22 protein-coding genes and 1 pseudogene are annotated in these 21,117 nt (G+C 42.1%); 17 read left to right on the forward strand and 6 right to left on the reverse strand.

The genetic code is table 11. From position 1 onward, the window contains the following. Window positions 1-120 precede the first annotated feature (120 nt). Window positions 121-1,971 (forward strand): polysaccharide biosynthesis protein, encoded by a 1,851-nt coding sequence (locus ADH52_RS02490; protein WP_049509899.1) that lies wholly within the window; start codon window positions 121-123, stop codon window positions 1,969-1,971. A gap of 108 nt (window positions 1,972-2,079) precedes the next feature. Here the strand turns inward: ADH52_RS02490 and ADH52_RS02495 are convergent, their stop codons facing one another. From ADH52_RS02495 to sdaAB, 3 genes are read right to left on the reverse strand one after another with little or no spacing between them, the layout of a single operon-like run. Continuing rightward, a complete protein-coding gene (locus ADH52_RS02495; RefSeq protein WP_049509901.1) occupies window positions 2,080-2,712 on the reverse strand; it encodes an HAD family hydrolase in 633 nt (210 codons plus the stop codon). A 21-nt stretch (window positions 2,713-2,733) separates the two neighbouring features. Then, the gene (gene sdaAA / locus ADH52_RS02500) at window positions 2,734-3,606 is read right to left on the reverse strand and encodes an L-serine ammonia-lyase, iron-sulfur-dependent, subunit alpha (protein ID WP_049509903.1); all 873 of its coding nucleotides are present in this window, start codon (window positions 3,604-3,606) and stop codon (window positions 2,734-2,736) included. Between the two features lie 8 nt (window positions 3,607-3,614). Then, a complete protein-coding gene (gene sdaAB, locus ADH52_RS02505) occupies window positions 3,615-4,286 on the reverse strand; it encodes an L-serine ammonia-lyase, iron-sulfur-dependent subunit beta (RefSeq protein ID WP_000838909.1) in 672 nt (223 codons plus the stop codon). Between the two features lie 239 nt (window positions 4,287-4,525). Here sdaAB and ADH52_RS02510 point away from each other — a divergent pair, with 239 nt between their 5' ends. Continuing rightward, window positions 4,526-5,176 (forward strand): LysM peptidoglycan-binding domain-containing protein, encoded by a 651-nt coding sequence (locus tag ADH52_RS02510; protein WP_049509905.1) that lies wholly within the window; start codon window positions 4,526-4,528, stop codon window positions 5,174-5,176. 87 nt (window positions 5,177-5,263) lie between these two features. Here ADH52_RS02510 and ADH52_RS02515 read toward each other — a convergent pair whose 3' ends face one another. Beyond that, entirely contained in the window at window positions 5,264-6,145 is an 882-nt protein-coding gene (locus ADH52_RS02515; RefSeq protein ID WP_049509908.1) for a hypothetical protein, read from the reverse strand. 301 nt (window positions 6,146-6,446) lie between these two features. On the opposite strand from ADH52_RS02515, the gene mnmA reads away from it, so the two are divergent. The 4 genes from mnmA to mnmG all read left to right on the forward strand — a co-directional run bounded on the left by mnmA (window position 6,447) and on the right by mnmG (window position 10,507). After that, window positions 6,447-7,568, forward strand: coding sequence for a tRNA 2-thiouridine(34) synthase MnmA (mnmA, locus tag ADH52_RS02520; protein ID WP_049509911.1), 1,122 nt, complete (start codon window positions 6,447-6,449; stop codon window positions 7,566-7,568). Between the two features lie 140 nt (window positions 7,569-7,708). Next, on the forward strand, window positions 7,709-8,164 hold the full coding sequence (locus ADH52_RS02525) for an NUDIX hydrolase (protein ID WP_049509913.1): 456 nt from the start codon (window positions 7,709-7,711) through the stop codon (window positions 8,162-8,164). Between the two features lie 8 nt (window positions 8,165-8,172). Beyond that, complete coding sequence (locus ADH52_RS02530; protein WP_049509915.1) at window positions 8,173-8,604, forward strand: NUDIX hydrolase; 432 nt, start codon at window positions 8,173-8,175, stop codon at window positions 8,602-8,604. Further along, on the forward strand, window positions 8,594-10,507 hold the full coding sequence (gene mnmG, locus ADH52_RS02535) for a tRNA uridine-5-carboxymethylaminomethyl(34) synthesis enzyme MnmG (protein ID WP_049509917.1): 1,914 nt from the start codon (window positions 8,594-8,596) through the stop codon (window positions 10,505-10,507). Before ADH52_RS02530 ends, mnmG begins: the two co-directional genes overlap by 11 nt. Before the next feature lie 196 nt (window positions 10,508-10,703). On the opposite strand, the gene rnjA is transcribed toward mnmG, so the two are convergent. Beyond that, complete coding sequence (rnjA, locus tag ADH52_RS02540) at window positions 10,704-12,383, reverse strand: ribonuclease J1 (protein WP_049509919.1); 1,680 nt, start codon at window positions 12,381-12,383, stop codon at window positions 10,704-10,706. Between the two features lies 1 nt (window position 12,384). Next, entirely contained in the window at window positions 12,385-12,618 is a 234-nt protein-coding gene (locus ADH52_RS02545) for a DNA-dependent RNA polymerase subunit epsilon (RefSeq protein ID WP_000639571.1), read from the reverse strand. Between the two features lie 1,000 nt (window positions 12,619-13,618). Here ADH52_RS02545 and ADH52_RS11840 point away from each other — a divergent pair. From ADH52_RS11840 to ADH52_RS02600, 11 genes and pseudogenes are all read left to right on the forward strand, one after another. Beyond that, window positions 13,619-13,831: pseudogene (locus tag ADH52_RS11840) on the forward strand (hypothetical protein). 103 nt (window positions 13,832-13,934) lie between these two features. Beyond that, window positions 13,935-14,618: a tRNA (adenosine(37)-N6)-threonylcarbamoyltransferase complex dimerization subunit type 1 TsaB gene (gene tsaB / locus ADH52_RS02555; RefSeq protein WP_020901818.1), complete on the forward strand. Its 684-nt coding sequence runs from the start codon at window positions 13,935-13,937 to the stop codon at window positions 14,616-14,618. Beyond that, on the forward strand, window positions 14,615-15,052 hold the full coding sequence (gene rimI, locus ADH52_RS02560; RefSeq protein ID WP_020901819.1) for a ribosomal protein S18-alanine N-acetyltransferase: 438 nt from the start codon (window positions 14,615-14,617) through the stop codon (window positions 15,050-15,052). The genes tsaB and rimI overlap by 4 nt, the downstream gene beginning before the upstream one ends. Further along, window positions 15,042-16,052: a tRNA (adenosine(37)-N6)-threonylcarbamoyltransferase complex transferase subunit TsaD gene (tsaD, locus tag ADH52_RS02565; protein ID WP_020901820.1), complete on the forward strand. Its 1,011-nt coding sequence runs from the start codon at window positions 15,042-15,044 to the stop codon at window positions 16,050-16,052. Before rimI ends, tsaD begins: the two co-directional genes overlap by 11 nt. Window positions 16,053-16,155: 103 nt before the next feature. After that, window positions 16,156-17,019, forward strand: coding sequence for an Rgg/GadR/MutR family transcriptional regulator (locus ADH52_RS02570; protein WP_020901821.1), 864 nt, complete (start codon window positions 16,156-16,158; stop codon window positions 17,017-17,019). Window positions 17,020-17,249: 230 nt separating this feature from the next. Next, complete coding sequence (locus ADH52_RS02575; protein ID WP_004254985.1) at window positions 17,250-17,534, forward strand: bacteriocin immunity protein; 285 nt, start codon at window positions 17,250-17,252, stop codon at window positions 17,532-17,534. A 121-nt stretch (window positions 17,535-17,655) separates the two neighbouring features. Next, window positions 17,656-18,882: an MFS transporter gene (locus tag ADH52_RS02580; protein WP_004254988.1), complete on the forward strand. Its 1,227-nt coding sequence runs from the start codon at window positions 17,656-17,658 to the stop codon at window positions 18,880-18,882. A gap of 143 nt (window positions 18,883-19,025) precedes the next feature. After that, window positions 19,026-19,247 carry a TetR/AcrR family transcriptional regulator gene (locus ADH52_RS02585; protein WP_004250194.1) on the forward strand — a complete coding sequence of 74 codons (222 nt, stop codon included), beginning with the start codon at window positions 19,026-19,028 and terminating at the stop codon, window positions 19,245-19,247. Window positions 19,248-19,296: 49 nt separating this feature from the next. After that, on the forward strand, window positions 19,297-19,809 hold the full coding sequence (locus tag ADH52_RS02590; RefSeq protein WP_023948489.1) for an HdeD family acid-resistance protein: 513 nt from the start codon (window positions 19,297-19,299) through the stop codon (window positions 19,807-19,809). 240 nt (window positions 19,810-20,049) lie between these two features. Beyond that, complete coding sequence (locus tag ADH52_RS02595) at window positions 20,050-20,745, forward strand: AzlC family ABC transporter permease (protein ID WP_000659743.1); 696 nt, start codon at window positions 20,050-20,052, stop codon at window positions 20,743-20,745. Continuing rightward, entirely contained in the window at window positions 20,735-21,058 is a 324-nt protein-coding gene (locus ADH52_RS02600; protein WP_020901825.1) for an AzlD domain-containing protein, read from the forward strand. The genes ADH52_RS02595 and ADH52_RS02600 overlap by 11 nt, the downstream gene beginning before the upstream one ends. Window positions 21,059-21,117 lie beyond the last annotated feature (59 nt).

Here is a 21,117-nt window from a genome sequence, read left to right on the forward strand (position 1 = left end):
TCAAACCGCGTCAACGTCGCCTTGCCGTACTCAAGTACAGCCTGCGGCTAGTTTCCTAGTTTGTTCTTTGATTTTCATTGAGTATAATCATCCAGCTCTTTTAAGGAGGAGTAAATTTCTATGAATAAAAAACTCACAGATTATGTGATTGATCTGGTGGAAATTTTAAATAAACAACAAAAACAGGTTTTCTGGGGAATATTTGATATTTTGAGTATGGTGGTTTCCATCATTGTATCTTATATTTTATTCTACGGCTTGATTAATCCAGCACCTGTTGACTACATTATCTATACGAGTTTGGCCTTCCTGTTCTATCAATTGATGATTGGATTTTGGGGGTTGAACGCTAGTATTAGTCGTTACAGCAAGATTACGGATTTCATGAAAATCTTTTTTGGTGTGACTGCTAGCAGTATCTTGTCATATAGTATCTGCTATGCCTTCTTGCCCCTCTTCTCCATCCGTTTTATCGTGCTCTTTATCTTATTGAGTACTTTCTTGATTTTATTGCCACGGATTACTTGGCAGTTAATCTACTCTAAACGAAAAAAGGGAAGTGGTGATGGAGAACACCGTCGGACCTTCTTGATTGGTGCCGGTGATGGTGGAGCTCTCTTTATGGATAGTTACCAACATCCAACTAGTGAATTAGAACTTGTTGGTATTTTGGACAAGGATGCTAAGAAAAAGGGCCAAAAACTTGGTGGAATCCCTGTTTTGGGTTCATATGATGATCTGCCTGAATTAGCCAAACGCCATCAAATCGAGCGTGTTATCGTTGCGATTCCGTCACTTGACCCGTCAGAATATGAGCGTATCTTGCAGATGTGTAATAGACTGGGTGTCAAATGTTACAAGATGCCTAAAGTTGAAACGGTTGTTCAAGGACTTCACCAAGCAGGTGGAGGCTTCCAGAAGATTGATATCACAGACCTTTTGGGACGTCAGGAAATTCGTCTTGACGAGTCGCGTCTGGGAGCAGAACTTACTGGAAAAACAATCTTGGTTACAGGGGCTGGTGGTTCAATCGGTTCTGAAATCTGTCGCCAAGTTAGTCGATTCAATCCTGAACGCATCGTCTTGCTCGGTCATGGGGAAAATTCAATCTACCTTGTTTATCATGAATTGATTCGTAAGTTCCAAGGGATTGATTATGTACCTGTGATTGCGGACATTCAAGACTATGATCGCTTGTTGCAAGTCTTTGAGCAGTACAAGCCAGCTATTGTTTATCATGCGGCTGCTCACAAGCACGTTCCGATGATGGAGCGCAATCCAAAAGAAGCCTTCAAAAACAATATCCGTGGAACCTACAATGTTGCTAAGGCTGTTGATGAAGCCAAAGTACCTAAGATGGTTATGATTTCGACAGATAAGGCAGTTAATCCACCAAATGTTATGGGAGCAACCAAGCGAGTGGCTGAGTTGATTGTCACTGGCTTTAACCAACGTAGCCAATCAACCTACTGTGCAGTTCGTTTTGGGAATGTACTTGGTAGCCGTGGTAGTGTCATTCCAGTCTTTGAACGCCAGATTGCTGAAGGTGGGCCTGTAACGGTGACAGACTTCCGCATGACCCGTTACTTTATGACTATTCCAGAAGCTAGCCGTTTGGTTATCCATGCTGGTGCTTACGCCAAGGATGGAGAAGTCTTTATCCTTGATATGGGCAAACCAGTCAAGATTTATGACTTGGCTAAGAAAATGGTGCTTCTAAGTGGCCACACCGAAAGCGAAATTCCAATTGTTGAAGTTGGAATCCGCCCAGGCGAAAAACTTTACGAAGAACTCTTGGTTTCGACCGAATTGGTTGATAACCAGGTTATGGATAAGATTTTCGTTGGTAAGGTTAATGTCATGCCTCTAGAAGCCATCGATCAAAAAATTGAAGAGTTCCGCACTCTTAGTGGAGATGAGTTGAAGCAAGCTATTATCGCCTTTGCCAATCAAACAACCCACGTTGAATAAAAAAGAAAAACGCATATTATCAGGTCTGAAGAATCTTGGTAATATGCGTTTTGTTATGTAGAGACTTGCTCCATTTTCTTCTGGAATGGAGTCGTTGTCCAGTCTATGTTATTGAAAATACTCCAAAACTTCTATGGGTTTGTGGGCGATATAATCAGGTTGATAGTTTAGCAAGTCTGCTTGCTCTCCAAATCCCCAAGTGACGGCCAATTTCTGAATGCCTGTTTCTTGAGCTCCAAGCATATCAAACTTGGTATCTCCGATGATGATGGTTTGTTCCGGTGCTAGTTGATGTGTCTGCAAGGCTTGGCGAATGACATCTGCCTTATGGGGTGCTTCAGGGCTGGAACCATAAATGCCATCAAAGAAATGATAGATTCCTAAGTTTTTAGTCATGTCTTGAGCGGTTGGAGTATTCTTTGTAGTGGTGATATAAAGAGGGTAATTGCTCGATAATTTCTCAAGCAAGTCTACAATCTGAGGAAAGAGTTGAGCTTCATGGATGCCTTTTGCCTTGTAGTAAGAACGGTATATCTGCACGGCCTCAGAAATTTGTTCTTTGGGCAGGCAGGTCGCAAAACTACTTTCAAGGGGCGGTCCCATAAAACCACGAATAGTTTTGGTATCAGGACTAGGCACTCCCAGCTCCTTAAAGGTATGAGTAAAGGCATTGTGAATCCCGATAGAACTATCAACGAGGGTTCCGTCCAGATCGAAAAAAATCGCTGTGATAGAGGTCATGGTTTCTCCTATTTGATAAGCTTATTCTCCGAAAATTTCTTTTTGCAGGCGACGACCAGTAGGGGTGGCAGCGAGTCCACCTTCAGCTGTTTCACGAAAGGCAGTTGGCATGCTTGACCCCACTTGGTACATGGCATCGATAACTTCATCCACAGGAATTTTAGATTCGATACCTGCCAGGGCCATGTCTGCTGCGATGAAGGCAAAGCTGGCTCCCATGGCATTACGTTTGACACAGGGAACTTCGACCAAGCCGGCAACAGGGTCACAGATAAGGCCCAGCATATTTTTAATGACAAAGGCAATGGCCTGACTGGCCTGATAAGGTGTTCCACCGGCAGCTAGAGTCAAGGCTGCAGCACTCATAGCAGAGGCCGAACCAACCTCGGCCTGACAGCCACCTTCAGCACCTGAGATAGAGGCATTATTTGCGATGACTAGTCCAAAGGCACCGGCAGCAAAGAGGAAATCCAGCTGTTGCTCGTGGCTGAGGTCTAATTTTTCAATAGCAGCAGTGAGAACGGAAGGGAGACAGCCAGCACTTCCAGCGGTTGGAGTAGCGCAGACCAAGCCCATTTTAGCATTGTGTTCATTGACTGCGATAGCATTTCGGGCAGCAGAGAGAATCGTGTAATCTGACAGAGTTTTTCCGTTTTTAATGTAGTGATCCAATTTGGCAGCATCTCCACCTGTCAGGCCACTACGAGATTTATTTTCATTGAGGCCGAGTTGGACAGAGGCTTTCATGACTTCCAGATTGCGTTCCATGAGAAGGAAGACTTCTTCACGTTCGCGACCGGTCAATTCAAACTCTGTTGTAATCATGAGTTCTGCGACATTTCCTTGAAAGTCCAGATCTGCTTGCTCGACCAATTCTTTGATAGAATAAAACATGCTTCCTCCTATTTAAAGAAATTGACATTGTGGAGATGAGGGATTTTTCGAATTTCTTCGATAGCCTCATCACAGTTGCGACTGTCAACTTCGATAATCATAATAGCTTTTTCACCAGCTTTTTCACGAGTGACATTCATCTGGGCGATATTGATATCATAGCGGGAGAGTGCCTCCGTAACAAGGGCAATCATACCTGGAATATCTTGATGAACGATGATGATAGTTGGTGTATTCATATTAAGAGAGACAGCAAAGCCATTGAGTTCGGTTACCTGAATATTCCCTCCACCGATAGAAATACCAGTCACACTGATAGTTTTATGGGCATTTTTAACGGTGATTTTAGTAGTGTTAGGGTGAGGGGCATTGCTGTCTTTCTGAATAGTCCAGACAATCTTGATACCGCGCTTGTGGGCAATTTCCAGACTATTTGGGATTTCAGGATCATCTGTATCCATGCCCAAAATACCTGCAACAAGGGCTAGGTCTGTCCCGTGACCACGATAGGTCTTGGCAAATGAGTTAAATAGTTGGAATTCGACTTCTGTCGGAGTATCATCAAAAATGGAAGAGACAATCTTTCCAATACGAACAGCACCAGCGGTATGACTACTAGATGGGCCAATCATAACTGGTCCGATGATATCAAAGACAGATTGAAAACGAAGTGATTTCATCAGTTTCCCCTTATAAAAATTCTTATCTCTATTATATCAAAGAATGAAGGTCTTGGCTTTAATTGTGGATGAAAACCTTTTTACACTACAAATAGCATAAAAAAGCATCTTTTGTAACAAAAAATAGCTTATTTAGGGAAATAAAAAATAATTTTGTAATATTTCTACATAAAAGTGTCAAGAAACGGTAATATTTAAAGGGTATGATAGAACTATAGAAAGAAGGAGAATTTTCAAATATGAAATCAACAACTAAAAAGATTAAAACAACTCTTGCAGGAGTAGCTGCCTTGTTTGCAGTATTTGCTCCATCATTTGTATCTGCTCAAGAATCATCAACTTACACTGTTAAAGAAGGTGATACACTTTCAGAAATCGCTGAAACTCACAACACAACTGTTGAGAAATTGGCAGAAAACAACCACATTGACAACATTCATTTGATTTATGTTGGTCAAGAGTTGGTTATCGATGGTCCTGTAGCGCCTGTTGCAACACCAGCGCCAGCTACTTATGCGGCACCAGCTGCTCAAGATGAAACTGTTTCAGCTCCAGTAGTAGAAACTACAGAAGTAGTAGAAGAAGCAGCACCAGCTGCAAGCGCTCCTGTAGCAGAAGAAACTGTTGCTGCAGCAGAAACTTCAGCACCAGCTTCAACTGTAAGTGGATCTGAAGCAGAAGCTAAAGAATGGATCGCTCAAAAAGAATCAGGCGGTAGCTACACAGCTACAAATGGCCAATACATCGGACGCTACCAATTGACAGATTCATACTTGAACGGTGACTACTCAGCTGAAAACCAAGAACGTGTAGCAGATGCCTACGTTGCAGGACGTTACGGTTCATGGTCAGCTGCTAAAAACTTCTGGCTTAACAACGGTTGGTATTAAGAAATAGAAAAAGAGCCTTTGATGGCTCTTTTTGTGTGCTTTTATTTGACAAAAGACAATTTTTAAATAGTAGTAATAACAGATTGCTTACGGCTGACGAGATTCTGGAGTTTCTCCAGCTGAATTAGTGCGATTATTACTGTTAGCATCGGGAACTTCAGCATTATTACTATTATTATTGGTATTCGTATCTCCTTGGGCTCCTGCAGTATCAGTAACTTGATCTCGTGTATTGACAGCAGTGTTTCCCCCACTTCTAGCACTATCAGATGAATATTGCTCGCTTGCAGGTGCTTGTGAATTATATCTGTTCCTATTTGACTCAGTATAGTTTGGAGTGTAGCTACCTCCTTCTGAAGAATAGCTTTCTCTTCCCTCAACGTTACTAGTCGTTTCTGTTTCTTTTTTATTAGACTTTTGTTCTTCTTCTTTTTTGGTCAAGACTTCAGCTTGCTTTTGGAATTTTGAAATCAGTTCTTGAATGGGTTTTATTTTTTCATCAATAGTAGCTTGTTCGCTTGTGGAGTTGACACTTTTAATAATTTCTAGTATTTTTTGTAAGGAAGTGATGGCTGTTTCAAGTGCTTGTTTATCTTCAAACTGGCTATCGGATTCCTTTATATCCAATTTTAAAGCTTTTTCAGTATAATGATTAGTGATTTTATCGGCCGTAGAAGTAAGAAAATCTGTTAATGTCTTTTTGCCTTCGTCAGTGGTAGGCTTTAATTCTTGAATTTTTTTCCAATCCTCTATAATCGTTTCAGAATCAATATTGAAGTTTTTAATAGCATTTTTTACTTGTTCGACATCTTGTCCATCCTTATGTTGTTTGCTGAGAGCGATGTTCCCTCTCTCTGCTTGGATATGTTCTTGATGAATGACTAAACCTATTAAAAGTCCAAGACCTACAACAATAATGATAGTAAAAATAGTATTTTTTGATGTTAGAATATCTTTGTAGTTTTTCACAATCGTACTACGTACATGGATGGTAGTATCTTAAAGGGATCATGTACGACTTCCTCCTCATTACAGTATATCATTTTTAGCTTATTTTATAAATAAGTTTATAAGTAGAATCGAGATTTAACTGTTCATTACCCTTTTTGTAATTATATTTCTGTTTCTATCAAATAGAATGTCAGATTATCAGCCTCTTTCTTGTCTTCTCCAACCAAGCATGTTATAATGAATACTGCTCAAGCGACCTTCAATCGTGAAGCACACACGACCTTCAATCGTGAATAAACGAATAGATGGGAGACTTACCATGAGTGATAACTCTAAAACACGTGTTGTCGTGGGGATGAGTGGTGGTGTTGATTCGTCGGTGACGGCTCTTCTTCTCAAGGAGCAGGGCTACGATGTGATCGGTATCTTCATGAAGAACTGGGATGACACAGATGAAAACGGCGTCTGTACGGCGACTGAAGATTACAAGGATGTGGCTGCCGTGGCAGACCAGATTGGCATTCCTTACTACTCTGTCAATTTTGAAAAAGAGTACTGGGACCGCGTTTTCGAGTATTTCCTAGCAGAATACCGTGCAGGGCGCACGCCAAATCCAGATGTCATGTGCAACAAGGAAATCAAGTTTAAGGCATTTTTGGACTATGCCATGACCTTGGGCGCAGATTATGTTGCGACTGGGCATTATGCCCGAGTGGCGCGTGATGAGGATGGCACTGTTCACATGCTTCGCGGTGTGGATAATGGCAAGGATCAGACCTATTTCCTCAGCCAACTGTCGCAAGAACAACTTCAAAAAACCATGTTTCCCTTGGGACATTTGGAAAAGCCTGAAGTTCGCAGACTAGCTGAAGAAGCAGGACTTGCCACTGCTAAGAAGAAAGACTCGACAGGGATTTGTTTTATCGGAGAAAAGAACTTTAAAAACTTTCTCAGCAACTATCTACCAGCCCAGCTTGGTCGAATGATGACTGTAGATGGTCGCGATATGGGCGAGCATGCTGGGCTTATGTATTATACGATCGGTCAGCGTGGCGGTTTGGGTATCGGTGGGCAACACGGTGGAGACAATGCCCCTTGGTTCGTTGTCGGAAAAGACCTAAGCAAGAATATCCTCTATGTTGGCCAAGGTTTCTACCATGACTCGCTCATGTCAACCAGCCTAGAGGCTAGCCAAGTCCACTTTACTCGTGAGATGCCAGAGGAGTTTACACTCGAATGTACGGCTAAATTCCGCTATCGTCAGCCTGATTCTAAGGTGACCGTCCATGTCAAAGGAGATAAGGCAGAGGTTATCTTTGCGGAACCTCAGCGTGCCATCACACCAGGACAGGCAGTTGTCTTTTACGATGGCGAAGAGTGTCTAGGTGGTGGTTTGATTGACAATGCCTACCGCGATGGACAAGTTTGTCAGTACATTTAGATTGACAAATTTTCTCAATTTGCTACAATAATAAAAGCAATAGAAATGATGGTCAAAGCTCATGGATGTTGCAGGCTTTTTTGTCCTGCACTTCTTTGGAGTTTTGACTGTTTTTGTGTCGTTTAAGGGAAAGGATAAGAATGACTCAGCAAGACTTTCGGACAAAAGTAGGAAATACAATTTTTGGAGTTCGGGCGACAGCCTTGATTCTCCAAAATCGCAAGCTTCTAGTTACCAAAGACAAGGGCAAGCATTACACTATCGGCGGTGCGATTCAAGTCAATGAAAGCACGGAAGAAGCGGTAGTCCGTGAAGTGAGGGAAGAACTGGGTGTCGAAGCTCAAGCTGGGCAACTAGCTTTTGTTGTTGAAAATCGTTTTGAAGAAGATGGTGTCTATTGGCACAACATCGAGTTTCATTATCTGGTGGACTTGCTTGAGGATGCCCCATTGACCATGCAGGAAGATGAGAAAAGGCAGCCCTGTGAATGGATTGACATAGACAAGCTTGAGGGTATCAATCTAGTTCCAGCTTTTTTAAAAACAGCCTTACCAGATTGGTATGGCCAACTAAGACACATTCATCTTGAGGAATAGGGGAGAAAATAATGGTTAAGCTTATTGCCCATGTACTTGTTCATAGTGGTGATGATTATTTGCTCATTCAGCGTTCGGAAATTAAAAGAGGACAACCCAATGTTTATCCAACTTACTGGGATATTCCTGGTGGCGGGGTTGAAAAGGGTGAACTTCCGCGAGATGGAGCTCTTAGAGAATGTATTGAAGAAGCGGGAGTTAGGCTAGATAGCAGTTCGCTCAAACTTCTTCACGAAGATAGTCAACTGGATACCTCTAAGGATACTGTCTTTACTCGCTTAGTTTATAAAGCAGAGTGGGTTGGGGAGAAGCCAATTATCAGATTAGATCCTGAAGAGCATACACACTTTAAATGGGTTACTATGGCTCAAGCTCTAGAGGAGGAGAAGTTAGTTCCTTATTTACGAGAAATTTTTGAAAGGTTAAGAAATGACTTATAATTTTACTGAAGAATACGATATTATTGTAATCGGTGCGGGACATGCTGGGGTCGAGGCTTCCTTGGCTGCCAGCCGTATGGGCTGTAAGGTCTTGCTTGCGACTATCAACATTGAAATGCTGGCTTTCATGCCTTGTAACCCCTCTATCGGTGGTTCTGCCAAGGGAATTGTCGTGCGTGAAGTTGATGCCCTCGGTGGCGAGATGGCCAAGACCATTGACAAAACTTACATCCAGATGAAGATGCTCAATACAGGGAAGGGGCCAGCTGTCCGTGCCCTTCGTGCGCAGGCTGACAAGGAGCTTTACTCTAAGGAAATGCGCAAGACAGTTGAAAATCAAGAAAATCTGACTCTTCGTCAGACCATGATTGATGAGATTTTGGTGGAAGATGGCAAGGTTGTCGGTGTTCGTACAGCGACCCATCAAGAGTATGCTGCTAAGGCTGTTATCGTGACGACAGGGACGGCCCTCCGTGGGGAAATTATCATTGGAGACCTTAAGTATTCATCAGGTCCTAACCACAGCTTGGCTTCTATTAACCTAGCTGATAATCTCAAGGAACTGGGCCTCGAAATTGGTCGTTTCAAGACAGGAACGCCTCCACGTGTCAAGGCTTCTTCTATCAACTACGATGTGACAGAGATTCAGCCAGGGGACGAAGTGCCTAATCACTTCTCCTACACTTCCCGTGATGAGGACTATGTCAAGGACCAAGTGCCATGCTGGTTGACCTACACCAATGGTACCAGTCATGAGATTATCCAAAACAACCTCCACCGTGCGCCTATGTTTACAGGTGTGGTCAAGGGAGTGGGGCCTCGTTACTGTCCGTCGATTGAGGACAAGATTGTGCGTTTTGCGGACAAGGAACGCCACCAACTTTTCCTTGAGCCAGAAGGGCGCAATACAGAGGAAGTCTATGTTCAAGGCCTATCAACCAGTCTACCTGAGGATGTCCAGCGTGACTTGGTTCATTCCATCAAAGGGTTGGAAAATGCAGAGATGATGCGAACAGGTTATGCCATTGAGTATGACATGGTCTTGCCACACCAGTTGCGTGCGACTTTGGAAACCAAGAAAATCTCCGGACTTTTCACTGCTGGTCAGACAAATGGAACGTCAGGTTATGAAGAAGCTGCTGGCCAAGGGATTATCGCGGGTATTAATGCGGCTCTGAAAATCCAAGGCAAGCCTGAATTGATTTTGAAGCGCAGTGACGGTTATATAGGGGTCATGATTGACGATTTGGTGACCAAGGGAACGATTGAGCCTTACCGTCTCTTGACCAGTCGTGCTGAATACCGCCTCATTCTACGTCATGATAATGCTGATATGCGTTTGACTGAGATGGGACGCGAGATTGGCCTTGTGGATGATGAACGCTGGGCTCGTTTTGAAATCAAGAAAAATCAATTTGAAAATGAGATGAAACGCCTAGACAGCATCAAACTCAAGCCAGTCAAGGAAACCAATGCCAAGGTTGAGGAGATGGGCTTCAAGCCGTTGACAGATGCAGTGACAGCCAAGGAATTTCTTCGCCGTCCAGAAGTTTCTTATCAAGATGTGGTGGCTTTCATCGGACCAGCTGCAGAGGACTTGGATGACAAGATTATCGAATTGATTGAAACAGAAATCAAGTACGAAGGCTATATTTCCAAAGCTATGGATCAGGTAGCCAAGATGAAACGAATGGAAGAAAAACGTATTCCAACCAATATCGACTGGGATGACATTGATTCTATTGCAACCGAAGCTCGTCAGAAGTTCAAACTTATCAATCCAGAAACCATCGGTCAAGCTAGCCGTATTTCGGGAGTAAATCCTGCAGATATTTCTATTTTAATGGTGTATTTAGAAGGTAAAAATCGTAGTATTTCTAAAACTCTTCAAAAATCAAAATGATACGTCGTCGGCTTCTTACGAATGAGTTCAAAGCTTGGCTTTGATTCATCTACAGCCTCCCATAGTTCCCCGAACTATGGGAGCTAGCTCAAGTTATGCTTTCGACGAGCCTTCTAGTCTGATTTCGATTTTTATTGAGTTTCAATCTCAAAAGAAAGCATAGAAAAAACAGCTCCGTCGGGGCTGTTTTCTTGATTTATTCTTCATCTGGTGTGAGGATCATAGGGATGATAATCGGTTCACGTTCTGTATTTTCATAGAGGAAGGGGCGAATAGCGTTGACAATGGCACCATTGACTGATTGCACGCTAGCGTCCTTGTTTTTCAGTGCGATACGAATAGCATTGAAGAGGATGCGCTGGCTTTGGCGAATCAAGTCACCCGATTCTCTCATGTAGACAAAGCCTCGGCTGAGGATGTCTGGGCCAGACAGAATCATCTGCGATTTGAAGTCAACAGTTGCGACTGCTAGAACGACACCGTCTTCAGATAGATCACGACGGTCTTTGAGGACAGCTGCGCCGATTTCACCGATACGATTTCCATCGACATAGATATCTTGGGCGTTGAAATGACCTGCGATACGAGCTGAGTCAGCAGTAAGGGCAAGCACATCACCATTGCTCATAATAAATATATTGTCCTTCTCAACCCCAGTATCCACTGCTAGTCCAGCGTGGACTTTTTGCATGCGGTATTCACCGTGGACAGGCATGAAGTATTTTGGCTTAATCAAGCGGAGCATGAGCTTTTGCTCTTGCTGGCCACCGTGTCCAGATGTATGGATATTGTTCACTTTACCGTGGATAACTTCAACACCAGCTTCAGAAATGATGTTGATCAGCTTGTTGACGCTAGTAGTGTTTCCAGGGATTGGACTAGAAGAGAAGATAACCGTATCACCTGGTTGGAGTTGCACCTGACGGTGGGTTCCGTTGGCGATACGAGAGAGGGCAGCCATCGGCTCACCCTGACTACCTGTACAGAGGATGAGAACCTCGCCTGCAGGGTAATCTTTGATTTCATTTGGCTCAATAAAGGTTCCCTTAGGAGCTTTGATGTAGCCAAGCTCGATTCCGTTGACAATGGCCTTTTCCATAGAGCGACCAAAGACAGCAATCTTACGTCCAGTCTTAACAGCAGCTTCTGTTGCTTGCTGGAGACGGAAGATATTTGAGGCAAAGGATGCAAAGATGATACGTCCTTCGATGCCTTGGATAATCTTCATGATGGACTGACCAACGACTTTTTCAGAGTTGGTAAAGGTTGGTACTTCCGCATTTGTTGAGTCAGATAGAAGACAGAGAACACCTTCTTCGCCCAGCGCAGCCATACGGTGCAAATCTGCTGGTTCACCAACTGGTGTTAAGTCAAACTTGAAGTCACCCGTACAGACAATTTTCCCTTGAGGAGTATGAATGACAATTCCCAAAGGCTCTGGAATAGAGTGAGTCGTTCTAAAGAAAGTTGCCTTGAGATTTTTAAAGGTCAACTCAGTGTTGTGGTTGATTTCGTAAAGTTTGGCGTTGCGCAAGAGGCCGTGTTCTTCGAGTTTCCCACGGATCAAAGCCAAGGCAAGTGGTCCAGCGTAGATAGGGACATTTGCTTGCTTGAGTAGGAATGGAATCCCACCGATGTGGTCCTCGTGTCCGTGTGTGATTAAGACAGCCTTGACGCGGTCGATATTGTCTACGATGTAAGAGTAGTCAGGAATGACGTAGTCGATACCCAGCAAATCATCTTCTGGGAATTTAATCCCAGCATCGACGATGATAATCTCGTCTTGGTATTCAATTCCGTATGTGTTTTTCCCGATTTCTCCCAGACCACCGATGGCAAAAACGCCAACTTCTTCAGGTTTAAGAGTATAGGCCATATTAGAACTCCGTAATTTCGAAGGCGCCAGTTTCTTTTTCGTAATCTAGCAATTTGTCAGACAAGAGTTCGATATACTCGATATTGTACTCTGGGCGATTTTCTTCGACAAGTTGGCGAGCAGCGATACGGCCCTCAAGTTCTGAGTTAGCATCGATGTCTAGGTATAGTGCGCGTGTTGTTTCACGGCGTGGGCTACGTTCTTTTGTTTCTTGATAAAAAACTTTGTAAATCATATAGTTCCTTTCTATTTACAGGTCAGCTTATTCCAAACTTTTAGCAGAGATTTGTTGATTTCATTCCATTTTGTGTCTAGATTGACCTTGATTCGTTACAATTATTTCAATTATACCACAAAATGAAAAATTAGTAAAAGACGGAAACGAGAAAGTCGTGAGGGGAAGAGGGAGCAAAAGATAGATAGGATTCGTTCGGAGAGCGCTTAGGTGTTATAATTAAAGGGGAAATCTAAAGAGATAGTAGATTTAAGGGAGAATATAGTTCTAGTTTCATTAATCGTTGGTGTAGATGGTTGGGACAGAATGGTATCTTTGAAAAAAGAAAAAGCTCTTGAGAAATCTCGAGAGCAAATAAAAAAGCTGAGACAAAACTCGGGGATTTTCCTGGAGCAGTCCAGGTGGCAGCACCTCTACCTGAAGCGAATGCATCGCAACCTTTGAATGACTTGTCACCAAATCAAACTCGATCTCAGCCTTTACTTAATTCTATCATCTATGAGGTTAAGAAGTCAATCTATAAGTATAACGATGTAGAAATAGCAAGATGGAGTGGAGTGCTTACTAAAAGGCAAAGACAAGCACTTAATTTAAGAGTAAGCAAAAAGAGAGGACCAATGGTAGTCAGGGGTCTTTACAGCTCAAAGCTGAAGGCAGTCCCACACCCGTACCAGAAGTTGGTACCTTTGAACGCTCTGTTACCAGTCGCTCTACGTTATCCTCTCAATATTTATATTTTACTATAACTTACTGAGGGAATCAACTTTAAAAGCATCAAAAAGCTCCTGACCGAAGTCAAGAGCTGTCGAACACTGGGGGCGAATTGTTCAATCGCAATTCCAGTTCTTTAGAAACCAAAGTTTCAGGGATAGCACCGCAACCCGAAGAGTCAACGACTCAACCTGATTTTCCTACCAGTGTTGAATTACATTTTAACATTGATAGACCAACATAGTCAACAGTTTATATAAAAATAGGAATACCAAAAGTAGGATTAAGAATGTTTAGTTTGTTTGAATTTGCGATAGGGTTAGCCTCTTGGTGTTTATAGTCTTTGTAGTCTGTGTCTAAGGGGGAATGCTCTGTTTGTATATCTGGGACACCGCAAAAAAAATTCCTTTGGAAGCTTGCTTTTGTGACTCTCTACTCGCTTTTTCTCCTCCTCGTAACCTATGTCGTTTGGTTTGTATTTTACTTTGGATTAAATGCTTAGATGCCCTGCTCATGCTGGGGCTTTTTGTTTGGGGGCAAAGAAAATTCCCATGTGCCAGCTTTTGTAGTATAATAGTAAGCAGACAAAAAGATAGGAATGTGTTATGAAAGTATTAGCTTTTGATACGTCCAGCAAGGCTCTTTCTCTCGCTATTTTAGAGGACAAGCAGGTTCTTGCCGAGACGACGATTAATATTAAGAAAAATCACAGTATTACCCTTATGCCTGCCATCGATTTTTTGATGGCAAGTTTGGATTGGACACCCAAGGATTTGGACCGAATCGTGGTGGCGGAAGGGCCAGGTAGCTACACAGGTTTGCGAATCGCGGTAGCAACTGCCAAGACTTTGGCTCATACCCTGAACATTGAGTTAGTTGGTATGTCTAGCCTCTTGGCTCTGGTGCCCTACCAACAAGAAGGCTTGTTCGTTCCCTTGATGGATGCGCGTCGCAACAATGTTTATGCAGGATTTTATGAAAATGCCAAACCTGTCATGCCAGAAGCGCACCTATCTTTTGAAGAGGTGTTAGAGAAAGTTAAGGGTGCTAGTCAGGTAACCTTTGTCGGAGAAGTTGCCCCCTTTGTGGAGCAGATTCAAGAACACTTGCCAAGGACTAATTACAAAGAAACCTTGCCTAATGCAGCCAATCTTGCTCTTTTGGCTTGGGACAAGGAAGCAGACTCCTTGCATGATTTTGTGCCGAACTACCTCAAGCGTGTTGAGGCTGAGGAAAACTGGCTCAAGAACCATACCGAGTCTGGTAAGTCCTACATTAAACGCCTATGATAGAAATCAAACGAACTCACCAGCAACCTGATCTGGCTCAAGCCATCTACGCTGTTATGATAGCTGTTTACCCAGTCAGTCCTTGGACGCTGGAACAAATCCAAGCAGACCTGTCCCAAGACCAGACTTGGTATGCTCTAGCTTATGATGGGGAAGAAGTGATTGGCTTTCTAGCTGTGCAGGAGAATCTTTTTGAGGCAGAAGTCCTGCAAATCGCTGTCAAACAAACCTATCAGGGTCAGGGAATTGCATCAGCCTTGTTTGCTCAATTGCCGACAGACAAGGAGATTTTCCTCGAAGTCAGAAAGTCAAATCACCGAGCACAAGCATTTTACAAGAAAGAAAAGATGGCAGTCATCGCTGAGCGAAAGGCCTACTACCATGACCCAGTCGAGGATGCCATTATCATGAAGAGAGAAATAGATGAAGGATAGATATATTTTAGCATTTGAGACATCCTGTGATGAGACCAGTGTCGCCGTCTTGAAAAACGACGATGAGCTCTTGTCTAATGTCATTGCTAGTCAAATTGAGAGCCACAAACGTTTTGGGGGCGTAGTGCCAGAAGTAGCCAGTCGTCACCATGTCGAGGTCATTACAGCCTGCATCGAGGAGGCGTTGGCAGAAGCAGGGATTACCGAAGACGATGTAACAGCTGTGGCGGTTACCTATGGACCTGGCTTGGTGGGAGCTTTACTAGTTGGTTTATCAGCTGCTAAGGCCTTTGCTTGGGCACATGGACTTCCGCTGATTCCCGTTAACCACATGGCTGGTCACCTTATGGCAGCTCAGAGCGTGGAGCCTTTGGAGTTTCCCTTGCTAGCCCTCTTGGTCAGCGGTGGACACACAGAGTTGGTTTATGTTTCGGAGGCTGGTGACTACAAGATTGTTGGGGAAACGCGAGATGACGCGGTTGGTGAGGCCTATGATAAGGTCGGCCGTGTCATGGGCTTGACCTATCCTGCCGGTCGTGAGATTGACGAGCTGGCTCATCAGGGGCAGGATATTTATGACTTTCCTCGTGCCATGATTAAGGAAGATAATCTGGAGTTTTCATTCTCAGGTTTGAAATCTGCCTTTATCAATCTTCACCATAATGCCGAGCAAAAGGGAGAAAGTCTGTCTACAGAGGACTTGTGTGCATCCTTCCAAGCAGCTGTCCTGGATATTCTCATGGCAAAAACTAAGAAGGCTTTGGAGAAATACCCTGTTAAAACTCTAGTCGTGGCAGGTGGTGTGGCAGCCAATAAAGGTCTCAGAGAACGCCTAGCAACCGAAATCGCAGATGTCAAGGTCATCATTCCACCTCTGCGCCTCTGCGGAGACAATGCAGGTATGATTGCCTATGCCAGCGTCAGCGAATGGAACAAAGAAAACTTTGCAAGCTTGGACCTCAATGCCAAACCAAGTCTCGCTTTTGATACCATGGAATAAAGAGTCAGCTTAGGGCTGGCTTTTTTGCTCTCTTAAATGTCAGAATATTTTGACAAATAATTGTGAATAATGATATACTATATAAAAAATAGGAGGTGGTGAGATGATTGAGAGAATGGAGTTGGGAGAATTTTACAAGGAATTACGTTTGGCGAGAAAGCTCAAGCAGTCAGATGTGGCTTGTGCTGGTCTAACAGCCTCTCAGTTGTCCAAGTTTGAACTAGGGCAGTCTATGCTATCTGCGGATAAGTTGATCCTAGCCATCCAAGGGATCAATATGAATTTTGATGAGTTTGGTCATAAGCTAAACAATTATCAAGAATCCCTACATATGCAGATTGGTAGAAAGGTTGTGGATCGCTTTGCCCACCAAGATATAGCTGGTTTAGAGCAACTGTTGGAGGAAGTCGAGCAAGAACAGATGGCAGAGACCTATCGTCGTTTGAATGCCATTGTAATTAAAAACGCACTCCATTCCTTAAATAAGAACTATCCATTAGTAAAAGAAGATAGCGAGTTTTTGACTATCTATCTCTATGCTATTGAGTCTTGGACCTGGTTTGAACTCTATCTCTTTTGCAATACCATGCCCTTCTTGAGCAATCAAGATTTGATATTTTTATCGACCGCTTTAATTGAGAAATCTAGGGAATTTAAAGAGTTGGTACATAATCGATTGTATATGAAAAGTGGATTTCTGAATATTATATCAGAACTCATGGAGCGTAAACTTTTCTCTTATATCCCAATTTTTGAAGCTGAGCTAGAGAGCATGCTTCGTCCATACGATGTTTTTGAAAAAGTATTGTGGCAGTTTTTAAAGAAAATGAAGATTTTCCTTCAAACCAAAGGAAGCAATCAAAAAGAGATTGAAAGATTTATCCAATCTCTGCAAGTATTAGAAAATCCACAATTGCTAGCCCTCTTCGAATTGCGTTTGAAGCAATACAAAGAACTTATTGAGTAGTCAACAATTGCAAATCTGAAATTTCTATAAGAAAAAATATCAAATATGCGATTTTCTAAAATAAGCTAATTTTCGTGTTATACTATCCTTGTAAAGCACTTCAAGCAGATCCTAAGTCGCAGAAGTGGTTTATAGATGGGAATTCGTACAGTATATGTTTAATTATGAGCATACTGTAAATGGCTGGACTAAAAGTGAAACTTGGCGTCCTAGATAAAATGAGGTAAACGATGGAAAAACAAAGTCAGTTACAAATGTTAATTCATTCCCTATACAATAATAAAGAAATTAGCTTGACGGAAGAATTTAGGAAGCAATTGCTGGAAACAGCAAAACAGTTCTCTAGTACTAATGAAGATTTGTTAGCTGTACGTCTTTCTTTTGCCGTCTCTAAAGAATTGTTGAGCTTTAAAGGTGAACCGCCGACAGAGTTGTTGGATTTAGCAAAATTTGTCCAAAAGAAAGAAGCTAAATACAAGCAGGGAATAGTGTGGTCTGGTATTTTTAAGATATGATTTATTATAAAATACGGCATGAACATCATATAATGGATGAATCTGAATATGAGCAAGGCTTGGAGTTCAATATTAAACCAAGTCTTGTTTTCTATACACTGGAACTTTAAAAGGAGTTGTGATGAAAGTATTTCTTCAAAATAGAAATTTTAGGCAATTAACCATCAACCAGTGGATTTCAACGGTTGGGGATACGATTTTTTATCTGGCCTTTTTGAATTATGTGGCAGATGCATCTTTTGCCCCTTTGGCGATTTTACTGATCACGATTTCAGAAACCCTTCCTCAAGTTCTGCAAATCTTTCTGGGAGTTTTGGCGGATTTTCAACATCATCGTGTCCTAAAATATACAATGATTAGTTTTGCAAAATTTTTGCTTTACTCTATCGTTTCTTTATCACTTTCAGGGCAGTCCTTTTCCTTGTTATTAGTAGCATTTATTTGTCTGATTAACCTCTTATCTGACACATTGAGTTATTTTTCAGGCGCCATGCTCACTCCGATTTTCATTAGAATTATTGGGCAAGACCATCTGGCAGAAGCTATTGGATTTAAACAGTCAACTGTTAGTTTAGTGAAAACAATCAGTAATATTCTAGGAGGAGTCTTACTAGGTATTCTATCTATCCAGTCTATTTCCTTACTGAATGCTCTGACCTTTTTAATCGCATTTTTAGGTATTCTTTTCATAAAAACAGACCTCTTGAAAGTAGAAAAAACGATTAGCTATCAAGAAGGACTCTCTGTAAAATCCTTTTGCCAGCATCTGCTCCAATCATCAAAATTGATATGGAATATGAATAAGGTACTCTTGGTTTTGTTTATTATCTCTATTAGTCAAGCAGTGATAAATGTTACAGTTCCTGTTTCTACTCTGTTTTTGAGGAATCAGCCCTTTTTGAATTTACAAACAGGTCAATCTCTTGCCTTGTTATCCACCCTTGAATTGTCAGCCCTTATTGTCGGAAGCCTTGTGAGTGGCTATCTGAAGAATACAATCTCCATAAAACTAGCCCTATATGCCTCGCTTATTATCCAATTACTCCTTTTAGTTGGCTTTGTGGCAGTTCGTTTTGACTGGATTCTTATCTTTAGTGCCTTGGATGCCTTTTTCGCAGGTATCCTCTCTCCTCGATTACAGGAACTCATTTTTAAACAAATACCTGAGGAGTCAATGGGAGCAGTTCAATCCTCTATCGGCGCCATTACAGTTGTTTTACCTAGCTTATTTACAATAGCTTTGGTAACCATTGCTACTAGCTTTGGAACTCTGGCAGTTAGCTTTGTTTTATTGCTATTTCTTCTAGCTGCCTTTATCATACTCTTGAATATCCGTGAAAACATTTAGCGAAGAATGTGTATATTATATGTTTGAGACTGGATTCCAGTCTGTTTATGATGGCTACAATCAGCAGACTGTTAAATTTTTGAGAAAGTTGCTTGACATTTTAGACCAATCGGTTTATAATTAAAAAATGTAGAGGTAAATACATGAGAAAAGAAGAAAAAACAAGACTACGAAGAGAGAAAATCATTACCGCTGCTTTGTTTGAATTTGCTACAAAAGGCTATCAAGGTTTTGTCATCAATGAACTTTGTAAAGTGGATGGTATTGCCAAAGGAGTTTTGTATCATAATTTTTCAGGGAAATCAGACCTCTATCTAACTTGGTTTCAGGATATGAACATCAATTATCACAGGTTTTGGATATGATGATTTATGGAATACTAGAGGAAGATTCCTCTAAAAAAGGAGAAAAATAATGTCGAAAATTTGGAAATGGTTGTTACTAATTGCGGGTATTTTTGCAGTTTTTGCAGGTTTTAATATGTTTGCACATCCTCTTATTAGCTTGGCTTCCATGACTTTCTTGTTTGCACTTGTATTTGCAGTTCAAGGGATTTCTGAGATTGTACAATACTTCAAATCAGAAGAAAAGCATGGCTGGAATTTATTTGGAGGAATTGTTACCCTCATCCTCGCTCTTACCTTATTCTCAGGTAGCTTTATTGAAATGGTAACATTTGTACCATTTATCATTTCTTTATGGGCCTTGACAAATGGTATTACAAAAACTATCGTTGGTTTCAAGGTTCGTAAGACGGATAAATCGGTAGGTACCCCTCTAGTTTGGATGGGGATTTTAGGAATCGTAGCAGGTTTAATCATGATGGGATACCCATTGATGACCGGTCTCTATATTAGTTACACCATTGCCTTTGTCTTTATTTATCAAGGTATTGTGGCAATTGTTCAATTCTTCAAGATTAAATAAGAATAAAATGGAGTCTGTCTGATTACAATCAGCAGACTTTTTTCTCTTTCCTGAATGTGTTATAATAGTCCATGCTATGGCTGGAGCCTTTTCAGCCTACTTATACTCTTCGAAAATCTCTTCAAACTGCGTCAGCTTCTATCTGCAACCTCAAAACAATGTTTTGAGCAACCTGTGGCCAGCTTTCTAGTTTGCTCTTTGATTTTCATTGAGTATTATTAAGACAATATGAGGAGAAAGATGAAAGAAAAAGGATTTTGGGAGGGGGCGCAGGCGGCCATGCCAACGGCCCTTGGTTATGTCAGTATTGGCTTGGCCTGTGGGATTATTGGTGCGCCCTATGTGACACCTGTTGAGATGGGCTTGATGAGCCTCTTTGTTTATGCTGGGAGTGCCCAGTTTGCCATGTTGGCACTGATTGCGGTTCAAGCACCTGTGGCAGCTATTGCTATGACGGTCTTTTTGATTAATTTGCGTCTCTTTTTGTTGAGTTTGCATGCGTCAACTTATTTCCGTCATACCAGTCTCTGGCAAAATATCGGTATGTCTAGTCTCTTGACGGATGAGACTTATGGCGTTTTGATGGGCGAGTTAGCCCATACAGACAAGGTCAATCCTATGTGGATGCACGGAAACAATCTCAACAGCTATGTGGCTTGGTTTGTGGGAACAGTTGTCGGAACGGCTCTGGGTGGTCTGCTGCCAAATCCAGAAATCTTTGGCTTGGATTTTGCCCTGGTTGGGATGTTCATCGGCATTTTTGCTTCGCAATTCCAGATTATGCAAAGACGGATTCCTGTCCGCAATCTGCTCATTATCCTAGCAGTTGTTGCGGTGTCCTTCTTTTTACTCTTAACAGTGGTGTCTCAGTCGCTAGCTGTTCTGTTTGCGACGCTACTTGGTTGTACAATGGGGGTGGTTTTAGATGGTCAGTAAGTATCTTTTATTAGCAGTTATTTTCTCTGGCTTAGTGACTTGGATTCCCCGTATGATTCCCTTCATCTTGGTCAAGTATAAGGGCTTGCCTGCAATCGTTGAGCGTTTTTTGAAATTCTTGCCCGTTTCTATTATCTTTGCCTTGATTCTTTCAAGCGTAGTGACAGGCAAGGTTGGGAGTCTTCCTCAAATCAAATGGCTGGACTTCTTAGCAGTCTTTCCAACAGCTTGGGTAGCCTTTCGCTACCGTAATCTAGTCGGCACAGTTCTCTTTGGAGTGGTCTTGATTGGAGTCTTGCGTTTGGTCTTTTAATACTCTTCGAAAATCAAATTCAAACCACGTCAGCGTCGCCTTACCGTACTCAAGTACAG

The sequence above is a fragment of the Streptococcus pseudopneumoniae genome, assembly GCF_001072665.1.
GTDB classification, from domain to species: Bacteria; Bacillota; Bacilli; order Lactobacillales; family Streptococcaceae; genus Streptococcus; species Streptococcus pseudopneumoniae_S.